Here is a 13,661-nt window from a genome sequence, read left to right as displayed (position 1 = left end):
CCCTGATGAAGTAGCACCACCGAGGGGGAAATGCCAATGCCAGCAAAGCCGCAGCCCCGCCTTCTGCTGACCCGCCCCGAGCCGGATTCGCGGCGCTTCGCGGCGATGTTGCCGGAATGGGAGGCGGTGATATCGCCGATCCTGAGGATAGAGCCGGTTGAGCATGACGCGGCCCGGCTGCATGCGGTGCCGGGGCTCGTCTTTACCTCGGCCCATGCGGTGCCGGCGGCGGGGCCGGGGCGGGGGCGGCTGGCACTTTGCGTGGGCGCGCGGACGGCGGAGGCTGCGCGCGAGGCCGGGTTCACCCCGCGCGAGGGCAACGGCTTTGCCGAGGGGCTGCTGCCGCTGATCGAGGCGGCAGAGGTTCCGCTGATCCATCCGCATGGCCGTCACCTCGCGCGCGAATTGCCGGTCGAGGGGATGGTGGTCTATGACCAGATCGCCCAGCCCCTGAATGACGCGGCCCGGGCATTGCTGGCCCGGCCCGGCCCGGTGGCGGTGCCGCTGTTCTCTCCGCGCTCCGCCCGGCTGCTCTCGGCGGAGCTGCAGGATCGCTGCGCCGAGATATGGATCGCGGCGATCAGTTCGGCTGCGATGGAGCAGTGGCGGGCGCCCACCGCGCGCAGTGCGATCGCCACCGATCCCTCTGCAAAAGCGATGGCCGCGACGATTCGCCGACTTGCCGAAACGGAACAAAGCTGATCACAGCGGGTTGAGACTGCAGCCGCGCGTGAGTAGGCTAAGCCGGAAGACCCGGCGGCCGCGATGCCACCGTGGCGCGCGATGACGGGGAGTAAACGTGACAAAGCCGAGCAAGAGTAAACCCTCGAACAAACCCGCGGCTTCTTCGGCCGAGCAGCCGAAAGAGACGCTGAAACTCAGGAAAGAGGCGGCGGAGCCGGGCGTGATCGCGACCACCGATACCGGTGCGGGCAAGGGCGATTCCGCTGCCGCGCGCGGGGGAAAGATCGAGGCGGCCGATTCGGCGCTGGTCGGGAAATCCGCGACCGGGCGGGCCGCGGCAGAGCCCAAGCCCACGCCGAAACAGGCGGATATGGGCAAGGCTGCCGTGACATCCGCTGCCACGGAACCGGAGACGGGGCCGAAGGATGCCCCGAAGGACGAAGTAAAGCCCGGCGTTCCCTCGATCGATTCGCGCAGCAAGCCCGACGCGGAAACGGCCGGGACGCCGCAAGCCGCGACGAAACAGCCGGCCGCATCGCAGCAGAACGTGACCGTCCGCAAGACCGGCTTCTGGCCGGTGGCTTTCGGCGGTGTCGTGGCTGCCGGCCTTGGCGCGGCGGCGACGATCTGGGCGCTGCCGCATCTGCCGGCGGGCTGGTTGCCCGAGCAGGAGCCCGCCATCGACGCAGAGGCGATCAGGGCCGATGCCGTGACGGCCGCCGAAGAGACGGCGCGGCAGGTCGTGGCCGAGGCGGTGCGCCCGAGGCCGGGGAAGCGGCAGTTCCCGCGGATATACAGGCCATGCTGGAAGAGCAGGCCGAGCGGATCGCCGCGCTGGAAGAAGCGGGGGTGGCTGCGCCTTCCGATACCGCTGCGTCCGGTGATGCCGGTGGCGATGCCGCGCCATCGGGTCCCGCTTCGGCAGGCCCGGCGGGCGGCGAAGGCGAAGCGCCGGTTTCGCCACAGGATCTCGCGCGGTTGCAGGAGCAGTTGGAACAGCAGGCCGCGAAGCTGGCCGAGCTGGAATCGCGGCCCGGCATCGATCCAGATACTGCTGCGAAAGTGCAGCAGATCGCCGAGCAGGCCGATACGCTGCAGCAGCAGATAAGTTCCGCCGCCGAAGAGGCGCAGGCGCAGATCAGTGCTGCGCAAGCCGAGGCGCGAAATTGCAGGAAGCCGCAGCCGACAGCACGAAACGCGCGCAGGCCGTGGCGGCGGTCGCCGCATTGCAGGCCGCGCTGGACAAGGGGGTGACGGCGCAGGACGCGCAGCAGGCCCTTGCCGATGCCGGGATGGATGCTCCCGAAGCGCTGCAGCAGGACATTCCCAGCATCGAGACCCTGCAGGACAGCTTTGGCGATGCCTCGCGGGCGGCGCTGCGGGCGTCCCTGTCCGGCGAAGGCGGGCAGGGCGGCAACATGCTGACGAACTTCCTGAAAGCACAGACCGGCGCCCGTTCTGTCGCCCCGCGCGAGGGGGATGATCCCGACGCGGTGCTGTCGCGCGCCAATGCCAAGGTCGAGGCGGGCGATATCGCCGCCGCCCTGGAAGAGATGGCGGCATTGCCCGATGCTGCCCGCGAAGCCCCGGCCATGGCCGAGTGGCTGGCCGGTGCTTCGGCCTTCAGCGATGCGCAGGCGGCGCTGTCCGACCTGTCAGCCACCACGAATTGAGGACCCGGCCCATGTTATTGTCCTTGCTTAAAATCCTGTTCTTCTTTGCCGTGGTCCTGGCCATTGCCCTGGGGGCGATGCAGCTTTCGGAGACCGGCCAGACATTGCGCCTTGAATATGCGGGCACCGAGATCGCGCTGACGCCGATCAAGGCGATCGTGGCGCTCCTGGTGCTGATGGTGCTGGCATGGGGGGTGTTCAAGCTGCTGGGCCTTGTGCTGGCCTTCATCCGCTTCATCGCCGGGGACGAGACCGCGATCAGCCGTTATTTCGCCCGCTCGCGCGAGCGCAAGGGATATGACGCGCTTGGCGAGGGGATGCTTGCCGTCGCCTCGGGCGAGGGCAAGCTGGCGCTGGCCAAGGCCGCCCGCGCCGAGAAATTCCTGGACCGGCCGCATATCACCGATCTGCTGACCGCGCAGGCCGCCGAGGTGGCGGGCGACTCGGCCCGGGCCAACGCGACCTATCGCAAGCTGCTGGAGGACGAGCGCACGCGCTTTGTCGGCATTCGGGGACTGATGCGGCAAAAGCTGGAAGAGGGCGATACCAAGGCCGCGATGCTGCTGGCGCAGAAGGCCTATGCGATCAAGCCGAGCCACAAGGAGATCCAGAATACCCTGCTGGACCTGCAGACACGCGAGCATGACTGGAAGGGCGCACGCGCCATCCTCAAGGACAAGCGCCGGCAGGGGGAACTGCCCAAGGATGTCGCCCTCCGCCGCGATGCGGTTCTGGCCCTGCAGGAAGCCAGCGAGGTCCTGGCGCAGGGCAATTCGATCAGCGCCCGCGAGGCGGCGATCTCCGCCGCCAAGGCCTCGCCCGACCTGATCCCGGCCTCGGTCCTGGCGGCGCGCGGCTATATCGCGCAGAAGGATCCGCGCAATGCGACGCGGATCCTGGAAAAGACTTGGTCGGTGCGCCCGCATCCCGACATCGCCGCCGCCTATGCCGAGATCGTGCCGGACGAGACCCCGAACGCGCGCCTGCGCCGTTTCGAGGCGCTCTTGCGGAAAAAGCCCGATCACGAGGAATCACGCCTGCTGAAGGCAGAGCTTTTGCTTGCCGCCGAGGATTTCCCCGGCGCGCGGCGGGCGCTTGGCGATCTGGCCGAAACTCATCCCACCGTCCGCACCCTGTCGATCATGGCGGCGGTCGAGCGGGGCGAGGGCGCCGATGACAGCGTCGTCCGGGGCTGGCTGGCACGCGCACTGACCGCCTCGCGCGGGCCGCAATGGGTTTGCGACAAATGCCATAATGTCATGGCCAACTGGGCGCCCGTCTGTGACAGCTGCAACGGTTTCGATACGCTGACATGGCGTGAGCCCGCCGAAAAGGGAACCACCACGGTTGTCCCCGGAGCAGAAATGCTGCCGCTGTTGGTCGGCGCTCCGGGCAAGACCGGGACGGATGAGCGGTCGGATGGCGATTCGATTGCCGCGGCCGAAGCCACGCCGAAACCGGCCGCCAAGACCGAGATCCCCGATGTCGCGCCGGGAATGGTTCCGCGCGAAGAGGATTATGTCGAGGTCGAACCGGCCAGCACCGTGACCACGTCCGAAGCTCCCGCCGGGGATTCGGCGGCAGCCCCGATGGCGGAAGGCGATGCCGTGGCCCCGAATGGCAAGGCTCCCGATGAGGTCGAGTTCACTCCGGTTCGCCCGGATGTCGAACCACTGGACAGCGTGCAACAGGGCCAATCCACCTCGAAAAGGTGATCCCCGGGACGTGCCGGTTCCGCCAGCCCGAAGAAAAACGATCCGCATCCCGCCCGGGCTCACAAGGCCCGGGCTTTTCCATCCGCCATGCAGCCTGCGCTGCCGGGGCAGGACGCACCCTAGCGGATGACACCTGAGGCAATGCATGCCGCCATTACCCGGTCCGTTCGATCCGTTTCGGGGCGCGGGAAAATGCGGATCGAGGGCGATTATTGTGCTTGTCCCTCTTCCCCCTTCTGCCGGAACCTGCTATTCGGCCCGCCATAACTGGACGCCGGTGTAGCTCAGCTGGTAGAGCACGTCATTCGTAATGATGGGGTCGGGGGTTCGAGTCCCTTCACCGGCACCAGTTTTCACCCGTTAAATTGGTAAGCTCTGCCTTGGCCGCTCCAGGGATGCGGAACTGTGCGGGGCGTTGCCGGAGGCAGGGACCGGTTTATGGCAGCCGGGTCTTGCTTCGGGAAATGTTGGCATATATCCGCAGGTGATCGAACACTGCCTGCAGGGTTCGCCATCATATCCATCAGCCGGCCAGGACGGTCAGCGGGATCTTTCTGCGAAGGGGCGGCGAGCCGCTCGGTGCATGAAGGGAAAGGCTTCCCTTTGCTGGCCGGATGCGAAATATCTGAATATGGTATGGCAAATAAACCGAGAAGTGATCGCTATATTCAGGCTCTGCGGTGATATTTTCCTGGGGCGCGCCTCTGTGTCTGATTTACATGAAAAGATGATTTTCATGTAATATATACCAAAATTATTATTTCTGCGCTGCAGTATTATATGAGTGGGATATGCTTGTTTAATACCGGTCGCGCCGGGAAACTTGCCGGTTTGTTGCAATCTCTGGTCCTCGATCACGGACGCATGCCGGGCGCTGGACATGTTGCTCTGAACACTGCCGTGAGACCCAGGTATCATGCCTTCCCCACCCGGACAGGACCTTTCCGGCCTCGGCCTGGGTCGATTGGAATTCAGTTTCTGCCGATGATATTGCCGCACATTTTTAAACCCTGCGCAGTTCGATGTTTTCTCGCTATCCAGCTTTTTAGCATTTCTGTATTTTTTTGTTGAAGAATTCGTGATCCGGAGATTATAAGGAAGTGCTTCCGGGCTGATTGCGCCACATATCGATTTTTTTGTTTCCCACAACGTTAGCTTGCATAGGGGTGCCACCCTACGCGCCTGCTTCTGTACCCAGCCTTCTTTCCCGGGGGCGTACATCGGTGCTAACGACAAGGATGCAGTTATGACCTATATATCTGGGATTGATCCCGGGATTACGATTGACGTGGATACGGGTGTCATCGACACCAATTCATTGTCGCTTCTCAACGCATTTGGAACAACCGAAACGATCTCTTCCTATGATAACAGCGGAGATACGAGCGGGGATCCCGATACGCTTGAAAATGGCGAACCCCTCGGCGTTTCGACAGAGGAAGGAACAACGCTTTCCGGGACCTATCGCGGTGATTTGACGCTGAGCACCACCTCGCCGTCAGTCAATGTTCCCCTGGTGGGCGGACTTACAGTCCAGGTCAACCCGGTGGAAGGAGAACTTTACGAGGCGTCCGACGGAACATTCTACATGATTTCCGAAGACCCGGTGAATGACGCCCGGATCGGGATCACGGCGACTGTGTCATTGCTTGGTCTGCCGCCAGTCACCTTCGAAGGCGATCTGTCGGAACTGGACGCATGGCTGAACGATATTCCGGGGATCGGTCCGATTCTCAATGCGATCGGTGACACGACCCAATTCGTTCTGGATACCGCGGTCACGACCCTCGAATACGATCCCGCTGGAACGCTGGTCATCTGTTTCACCCGCGGCACGCTGATCGAGACCGAAGACGGGGTGCGTCTGATCGAAGATCTGCGCGTTGGTGATCGCGTGATGACCCGGGACAACGGTATCAAGGAAATCCGTTGGATCGGGACGAGGAAGCTTTGCGCGAAAGCGATCGCGGCAAACCCCGGTCTCCGGCCCATCCGGATCAGGGCGGGCGCGCTCGGGTCGAACACGCCATCCACGGATCTGCTGGTATCGCCGCAGCATCGTGTCCTGGTGCGCTCGCAGATCGCGCAGCGCATGTTCGGCACGCTCGAGGTCCTGGTGCCTGCCAAGCAGCTCTGTCAGCTGGACGGGATCGATATCGCCGAGGATCTTGCGGAAGTCGAGTATTTCCACTTCCTCTTCGATCAGCATGAAGTGGTGTATGCGAACGGTGCCGCTTCGGAGTCACTCTATACCGGTCCTCAGGCGCTGAAATCCGTGGGTCTTGCTGCGCGGGAAGAGATTTTCACGCTGTTTCCGGAACTCAGGGATGCCGAATTCGCGTCGAATTCGGCGCGTGAACTGCCTTCGGGACGCAAGTCGCGCAAACTGGCGATGCGTCACCGGCTGAACGGCAAGCCCCTGGTGATGGATCGTATGGAACTTTCTGGCGCCGAATAGGCACAGGGAGGGAAGGTGGTCAGGGTGGTGCCACACCCTGACCACCGAGCCTTCACTTCGGTGCTATGAAGGATGCAATCGAACACTACTGGAAGCCGTGTTCGCCTGCCGGGAATTTATACTCGATTATGCTCACAACAAACAATGGGCCCATATCGAGCGAGAGCGATTAACCGCCTGTTGGACAGAACCGGAGTATTGATCGCGGGTGGTTGTCGATTGACATGGGAAGGAGAGGTGCGCGTTGCCAGTCAGCAGAAACATGGACACAATATCACATAGTTCATCCAGGGATGCCCGCAGGCCATCGATCTCCGCGGCTCACCGCCGTTCATACGCGGAGGATCATTCCGCGCCCAGGCTCCGCGACAGCCTGGGAATCGTGAAAACCTTTCCTCCGGTCAGGACGGCCATTGTCGTGCTCGCAGGGGTATCGCTGCTGGGATTCCTGCTTTTCTGAGGCCCGGCACCTTGCTGAAAGCGCCCGATATCCAACCGGATTCGCGCGCCATCCTGTATCGGAATGCGGGGAGCCAGCCTTGAGCTTGACCATTCCTGCGCCGAGTACAGGCCGACCGAGCCCCCGAAAGCAGGTTGTACGCCATCGGTTCCGGGGATGATTGCGTCCCGCGATAGCCGGGGGTACCGCCCGTCGCCGGCTGGTTTTCGAACCAATGGCGCACCATCCGGCCCCCCGGGGGGATATCGGGATGAAGAAGAAACATGCACATCCGAAACCGATAAGCCGCAACCTGCTCTAGCGTTTGCGCCCGGTTTCCTTCCCCGTCGTCTTTTGTTTCGAAGCGGGCTTGGTCCAGCGTGCTTTACCATGCGCCTTCGGAGCCTTGCCTTTCGGAGAAGCCGCGCCCGGTTTCGCCGCATTATGGCTTTTGCGGGCGCTTGCGGACCAGCGTGCCTTTCGGGGGCGAGCCTTGTCGTCTTCGGTCCCTGCTGGCGCATCCTGGCGGGGAATGTCTTGGGTGCCGGGGGCCGTGCGTTCGAGGCTGGGCTGGCCGGGCAGGCGCTGCATCAGCAGTCCGGGTTCCAGTTCAAGCTGATCGCCGAAACGCGCAGCCATCCCGGTGGCGATTTGCACATAGGTTTCGTTCTCGCGCACGCGGATCGCGCCGATGGCGTCGCGGGTGATGTCACCGGCTTCGCAGATCTTTGGTAGCAGCCAGCGCGCCTCGGCGCGGCCGGTATAGCCGACCGAGAGGGAGAACCAGGCGGCATCTCCGAAATCCCCACGCTCGCGCGGAGCGATGGGGGCGGGGTTGCGGTCGCGCAATATGGTCAGTTCCTCGGGCACCGGGCGGCCTTCGCGCCACAGCCGGATGAACGCCGATGCAAGCTGCTCTGCGCCGAACCGATCCAGCAGGGCTGTGGCAAGTGCCGCTTCGTCGCCGGGGGCATCCTGCAGCGTCGGATGGTCCATGATCCTGGCATCGTCCCTCGCCCGGACCTCATCCGCCGACGGAGCCGGAGCCCAGGTTGCTTCGAGGCGAGCGGTTTTCAGCAGGCGTTGTGCCTTCTTCTGATCTGCGGGGGGAACAATGAGCGCCGAGACGCCCTTGGCCCCGGCCCGGCCGGTGCGGCCCGAGCGATGCAGCAGGGTATCCGCATTGGTGGGCAAATCGGCATGGATGACCAGTTCCAACCCGGGCAGATCGATGCCGCGCGCGGCCACATCGGTGGCCACACAGACCCTCGCCCGACCGTCGCGCAAGGCAAGCAGCGCGTGACTGCGTTCCTGCTGGCTCAGTTCCCCGGATAGCGCGACCGCCTTGAAGCCGCGATTGGCCATCCGCGCCAGAAGATGGTTCACATTCGCGCGGGTCTTGCAGAAAACGATCGCCGTTTGCGCTTCATGGAGACGCAGCAGGTTGAAGATTGCCGGTTCGCGGTCGCGTGCGGCAACGTTCAGGGCGCGATACTCGATATCCCCATGCTGGCGCGCTTCGCCGGCCGTGACGATGCGCAATGCATCCTTTTGAAAATCCTTCGCCAGCTTTTCGATGGCCGGAGGGACGGTGGCCGAGAACATCAGCGTGCGGCGCTCGGCAGGGGCGGCCTGGAGGATGAATTCCAGATCCTCGCGAAAGCCCAGGTCCAGCATCTCGTCGGCCTCGTCCAGCACGGCGGCCTGCAGGCCGGACAAATCGAGGCTGCTGTGTTCGATATGGTCGCGCAGACGGCCCGGCGTGCCCACGACGATATGCGCTCCGCGTTTCAATGCCCTGTGTTCGTTGCGAAAATCCATGCCGCCCACGCAGGTGGCGATCTGCGCGCCGGCCTCTGCGTAAAGCCAGGCCAGTTCGCGCGCGACCTGTAATGCCAGTTCCCGCGTCGGCGCGATCGCCAATGCCAGCGGCCTCTCGGTGGGTGCCAGCATGTCGGCGGCGGACAGGATGTCGGGGGCCATGGCCAGCCCGAAAGCCACGGTCTTGCCCGAGCCTGTCTGGGCCGAAACCAGCAAGTCGCGCCCGGAGGCGTCAGGTGACAGCACGGAATCCTGAACAGGAGTGAGGCTGGCATAGCCCTTGGCTGCCAGCGCCGCGGCCAGGGGCCCGGCAATGTCGTTACGTATCATGTCTTCGCCAGAAAGGGGGGCGCCTTGCACCCGGTCAACGGCGCCTATCCCTGGTGACGGCAAAGCCTGTGCCCATCACCGCAGAATTGCGGAGCCAAAGAGGAGCTCTCTAATGGCAGGGGCCGGCAAAGTAAAGCGGGAAGAGAAGGGGCAATCGCCCTGACCCGGTCAGAGCAACCACCATCCCGACTTCTTCAGCGGGTTGCGAATCATCTTTTCCTTCGATGGCAAGGCGTCGCGGTCGAACATGACGCGGATCTTGTCGCGGCCCTTGCCCTGGTAGATCAGCTTGCGGGCGGCGTCCCATTCCTTCAGGCGCTTCTTGATCCTGTTATGCGCGACGGTCGTTTCCAGCACCTCGACCACCTTGTCGGATTCGCGTGCATATAGCAGCGGCAGGTTGCGGTAATGGCAGGTCGTCTCGCCGTCGAGTCCGGCCAGTTCCGGCCCCGGCCGGGTGCCGCCGAAGGAATGGATGACCAGTGGCAGGATGATCTGGTCCAGCCATGGATCGAGACTCTGGCAGGCCAGTTCATCCTGCGGCTCGTCGCGCACGGCGATTGCCCAGTCCAGGAAGCGGCGGCCAAATTCCTCCGGGTCGGCCCCGAAGAACCAGCCGGCGTTGAAATACAGGTAACGCTCCCAATGTTCATCCGGTTGGCTCGGATCCAGCGTGCTGGCGAAGTCCAGGCCGAACCGGTCATAGAGGGATTTCCAGATGGTGCTGTATCCCGGACCGTAGAGCGGCGGAATCGGCCAGGTTCCTTCGCGCCGCATCGATGCGGAAGGGCGCTTGAAATCGAACTTGATGCTGTCCAGCGGGCCGGTGATCAGCGTGTCGGTGTCGAAAAAGATGAATGGCTCTTTCGGGGGCAGGACCTGCAACGCCTCGATCTTGTTGCCATAGGGATATTGCGCGCCGAAATGCCGGGCCGTGAAGGGATGGATTTCGGCCCCCAGCCATTCCAGCACGTCGCGGGTCTCGGGCGCGATCAGGGTGTCATGACCCGCCCAGGCCCCCTCGGGCTGCGGCTCGGCAATAATCAGCCGTCCCGGATAATCGGGCGACGATTGGCGCAGGCTGGCGGCAAAGATCAGCGCCTCGAACTGCAGGCGACCGCCCTGGGCGACGATCAGGAGATTCGCGCCTTTCGCCTTGATCTTCCGTTCAGTCCTGACCTTCCCCGGGGCCGTCTCGGCCTGCTTTGACGCTGCCTTGGCCGGCTTCGGCGCTGCTTTCGGACTGTTCAATTTCACCATTTCCAAACCCCTTGTCCTGAGAGGAACACTAAATCATGCATGACTACAGCAAAAGAACGCTTCGGCCATGTCGTTAATTCATGCCTGCCAGCAGTAAAAGATCGCAACGGTAACGAAATGTGACAACTGCCGCCAATACGGGAAATTACCCGATCCGCGCGGAAAGCTGCCTGAAGTTCGGGCAGCAGGACGCGTTGCGTGCTTGCAGCCCGTTCGCGGCCTTTCTATAGAAGGCGGCATGGAATTTCCGGTGTTCGGATCACGAATTACTTGCCCGGTGGTGTGAGGTTTCGCGCCGCCGGGTCAACTATTGTCCAAATGATCTCCGAACGCCCGAGCAAGGAACGCCCCGATGAGCGCCGATACATCCCAGGCCGACGCACCCGATTACCGCGACACCGTCTTTCTGCCGCAGACCGAATTTCCCATGCGCGCCGGCCTGCCCGCGCGCGAGCCCGAATGGCTGGCCCGGTGGAAACGGATCGGCATCTATGACCGCCTGCGCGAGCGGGCAGGGGAGCGCGCGCCCTTCATCCTGCATGATGGCCCCCCTTACGCGAACGGGCATCTGCATATCGGGCACGCGCTGAACAAGGTGCTGAAGGATTTCATCGTCCGCTCGCAGCAGATGATGGGCCGCGATTCGCGCTATGTGCCGGGATGGGATTGCCACGGCCTGCCGATCGAGTGGAAGATCGAAGAGCAATACCGCGCCAAGGGATTGGACAAGGACGCGGTCGACATGGTCGAGTTCCGGCAGGAATGCCGCCGTTTCGCCGATGAGTGGATCGACGTGCAGCGCGAAGAGTTCAAGCGTCTTGGCGTGACCGGCAAATGGGACGATCCCTACCTGACCATGAACTACCATGCCGAGGCGGTGATCGCGGCCGAGTTCATGAAGCTCTTGATGAACGGCTCGCTCTACCAGGGGTCCAAGCCGGTGATGTGGTCGCCGGTCGAAAAGACCGCGCTGGCCGAGGCCGAGGTCGAGTATCACGACCATACCAGTCACACGATCTGGGTGCGGTTCAAGCCGGTGGACGGGGTTCTGGACGGTGCGTCGGTGGTGATCTGGACCACGACTCCATGGACCATCCCGCAGAACCGCGCCGTCGCCTATCATCCCGACATCGCCTATGGGCTTTACGAGATCAGTGAAGTTGCCGAAAATTCGACCGCAACGCCGGGCGAGAAGCTGATCCTTGCCGATGCCTTGGCCGAGAGCGTGATGAGCGCGGCGAAGGTGGAAAATCACAAACGCCTGCGCGACGTTTCGGCCGACGAGTTCAAGGGGCTGACCCTTGCCCATCCATTCCGAGCCGTCGAGGGTGCGGCAGGCGAATGGGATTACGATGTCCCGATGCTGCCTGGCGATCACGTCACCGACGAGGCCGGGACGGGTTTCGTCCATACCGCGCCCAGTCACGGCGATGACGACTACCAGCTTGGTCTGAAACACGGCCTGCCGATGACCTATAATGTCGAGCCGGATGGCAGCTATCGCGCCGATCTGCCGATCTTCGGCGGGCAAGAGATCGTCGCTGCGGATGGCAAGGATGGCCCCGCAAATGTCAGTGTCATCAAGCAACTGGCCTATGCCGGGGCGCTTCTGGCCAAGGGCAGGATCAAGCATTCCTATCCGCATAGCTGGCGCTCCAAGGCACCGCTGATCTTCCGCAATACCGCGCAATGGTTCGCTGCCATCGACAAGCCTCTGGATGACGGCATGGGCGAGCATGGCGACACGATCCGCGCCCGCGCGCTGACCTCGATCGACAAGCTGGTGCGCTGGACGCCACAGACCGGGCGCAACCGGATCCATTCGATGGTCGCGAGCCGGCCCGATTGGGTGCTGTCGCGGCAGCGGGCATGGGGTGTGCCGCTGACCTGTTTCGTCCGGAAGGGTGCCAAGCCCACCGACCCGGATTTCCTGCTGCGCGATCAGCGCGTCAACGACCGCATCATCGCCGCCTTCGAGGCCGAGGGCGCGGATGTCTGGTATCGCGAGGGCTTCAAGGCGCAGGTGCTGGACGGTGTCGTGAACCCCGAGGAATATGATCAGGTCACGGATGTGCTGGATGTCTGGTTCGATTCCGGCTCGACCCATTCCTTCGTGATCCGCGACCGCGCAGACGGCTCGCCCGACGGGATTGCCGACCTGTATCTGGAGGGCACCGACCAGCATCGCGGCTGGTTCCAGTCCTCGCTCTTGCAGGCCAGCGCCACCAGGGGGCGTGCGCCCTATCGCGGCGTGCTGACGCATGGCTTCACGCTGGATGCCAAGGGCATGAAGATGTCCAAATCGCTTGGCAACACCATCGTCCCCGCCGAGATCGTCAAGCAATATGGCGCGGATATCCTGCGGCTCTGGGTGGCGCAGGTGGATTACACCGCCGACAGCCGCATCGGTCCCGAGATCCTGAAAGGCACCGCAGACAGCTATCGCCGCTTGCGCAACACGCTGCGTTTCATGCTGGGTAACCTGGCCGGTTTCTCGGATGCCGAAAAGCTGGAACCCTCCGAGATGCCCGAGTTGGAGCAATGGGTGCTGCATCGCCTGGCGCAACTGGATCACGCGGTGCGCAAGGGCTATGACGCCTATGACTTCCAGGGCGTGTTCCAGAAGCTGTTCCAGTTCTGCACCATCGACCTGTCATCCTTCTATTTCGATATCCGCAAGGACGCGCTTTACTGCGATGCGCCGGGCAGCACCCGCCGCCGCGCCGCGCGGACGGTGCTGGATATCCTGTTCCACCGGCTGGTGACATGGCTCGCGCCGATCCTGCCCTTCACGATGGAGGATGTCTGGCTGTCGCGCTTCCCCTCGGAAGACGACAGCGTGCATCTGCATGATTTTCCCGCCACGCCTGCGGACTGGCTGAACGAGCCGCTGGCCGCGAAATGGGATCAGGTGCGCCGCGCCCGCCGGGTGGTCACGGCGGCGCTGGAGATCAGGCGCAGCGACAAGACCATTGGTGCCAGCCTCGAGGCGGCGCCGGTCGTCCATGTCGAGGATGAAGAGGCGCTGGCGGCGTTGAGATCGGTGAATTTCACCGATATCTGCATCGTGTCGAACCTGTCGCTAACCGCCGACCCGGCCCCGAACGAGGCGTTCCGCATGGCCGAGATCCCCGGAATCGGCGCGGTTTTCGAACTGGCGGAAGGCGAGAAATGCCAGCGCTGCTGGAAGATCCTGCCCGATGTCGGCAGCCATGCCCATCCAGGAGTCTGCGCCCGCTGCGACGAGGTGCTGAGCGGCGCCTAGATCGCAGCCTGTGCGC

8 protein-coding genes and 1 tRNA gene are annotated in these 13,661 nt (G+C 63.4%); 6 read left to right on the top strand and 3 right to left on the bottom strand.

Annotated features, from left to right (window positions below; translation table 11 throughout):
* The first annotated feature begins 36 nt into the window (after window positions 1-36).
* Window positions 37-702 carry a uroporphyrinogen-III synthase gene (locus A7A09_RS05605; protein WP_106690483.1) on the top strand — a complete coding sequence of 222 codons (666 nt, stop codon included), beginning with the start codon at window positions 37-39 and terminating at the stop codon, window positions 700-702.
* On the opposite strand, the gene A7A09_RS05600 is transcribed toward A7A09_RS05605, so the two are convergent.
* The gene (locus A7A09_RS05600; protein WP_106690482.1) at window positions 703-1,836 is read right to left on the bottom strand and encodes a hypothetical protein; all 1,134 of its coding nucleotides are present in this window, start codon (window positions 1,834-1,836) and stop codon (window positions 703-705) included.
* Window positions 1,837-1,850: 14 nt separating this feature from the next.
* Here A7A09_RS05600 and A7A09_RS05595 point away from each other — a divergent pair, with 14 nt between their 5' ends.
* From A7A09_RS05595 to A7A09_RS05580, 4 genes are all read left to right on the top strand, one after another.
* On the top strand, window positions 1,851-2,357 hold the full coding sequence (locus tag A7A09_RS05595) for a hypothetical protein (protein ID WP_106690481.1): 507 nt from the start codon (window positions 1,851-1,853) through the stop codon (window positions 2,355-2,357).
* 11 nt (window positions 2,358-2,368) lie between these two features.
* Window positions 2,369-4,072, top strand: coding sequence for a heme biosynthesis protein HemY (locus A7A09_RS05590; protein ID WP_106690480.1), 1,704 nt, complete (start codon window positions 2,369-2,371; stop codon window positions 4,070-4,072).
* A gap of 273 nt (window positions 4,073-4,345) precedes the next feature.
* Window positions 4,346-4,421, top strand: a tRNA-Thr gene (locus A7A09_RS05585).
* Between the two features lie 897 nt (window positions 4,422-5,318).
* A complete protein-coding gene (locus tag A7A09_RS05580) occupies window positions 5,319-6,530 on the top strand; it encodes a Hint domain-containing protein (protein WP_245999160.1) in 1,212 nt (403 codons plus the stop codon).
* 757 nt (window positions 6,531-7,287) lie between these two features.
* On the opposite strand, the gene A7A09_RS05575 is transcribed toward A7A09_RS05580, so the two are convergent.
* Together A7A09_RS05575 and A7A09_RS05570 are read right to left on the bottom strand one after the other, a co-directional pair.
* Window positions 7,288-9,120, bottom strand: a complete 1,833-nt coding sequence (locus tag A7A09_RS05575) for a DEAD/DEAH box helicase (protein ID WP_106690479.1) — start codon at window positions 9,118-9,120, stop codon at window positions 7,288-7,290.
* A 168-nt stretch (window positions 9,121-9,288) separates the two neighbouring features.
* Window positions 9,289-10,380 (bottom strand): GT-B fold glycosyltransferase domain-containing protein, encoded by a 1,092-nt coding sequence (locus A7A09_RS05570; protein WP_245999159.1) that lies wholly within the window; start codon window positions 10,378-10,380, stop codon window positions 9,289-9,291.
* A gap of 352 nt (window positions 10,381-10,732) precedes the next feature.
* On the opposite strand from A7A09_RS05570, the gene ileS reads away from it, so the two are divergent.
* Window positions 10,733-13,645 carry an isoleucine--tRNA ligase gene (gene ileS, locus A7A09_RS05565; RefSeq protein ID WP_106690478.1) on the top strand — a complete coding sequence of 971 codons (2,913 nt, stop codon included), beginning with the start codon at window positions 10,733-10,735 and terminating at the stop codon, window positions 13,643-13,645.
* Window positions 13,646-13,661 lie beyond the last annotated feature (16 nt).

The organism is Paracoccus methylarcula (genome assembly GCF_003007735.2).
GTDB classification, from domain to species: Bacteria; Pseudomonadota; Alphaproteobacteria; order Rhodobacterales; family Rhodobacteraceae; genus Paracoccus; species Paracoccus methylarcula.
Note: the sequence above shows the minus strand (reverse complement) of the source record. Positions and strands in the feature narration are given on the sequence as shown.

Bases quoted from the DNA above. Each gene is read 5' to 3' on its own strand.
- A7A09_RS05605 (WP_106690483.1), top strand. From the start codon at position 37: ATGCCAGCAAAGCCGCAGCCCCGCCTTCTGCTGACCCGCCCCGAGCCG.
- A7A09_RS05590 (WP_106690480.1), top strand. From the start codon at position 2,369: ATGTTATTGTCCTTGCTTAAAATCCTGTTCTTCTTTGCCGTGGTCCTG.
- A7A09_RS05580 (WP_245999160.1), top strand. From the start codon at position 5,319: ATGACCTATATATCTGGGATTGATCCCGGGATTACGATTGACGTGGAT.
- A7A09_RS05575 (WP_106690479.1), bottom strand. From the start codon at position 9,120: ATGATACGTAACGACATTGCCGGGCCCCTGGCCGCGGCGCTGGCAGCC.
- A7A09_RS05570 (WP_245999159.1), bottom strand. From the start codon at position 10,380: ATGGTGAAATTGAACAGTCCGAAAGCAGCGCCGAAGCCGGCCAAGGCA.
- ileS (WP_106690478.1), top strand. From the start codon at position 10,733: ATGAGCGCCGATACATCCCAGGCCGACGCACCCGATTACCGCGACACC.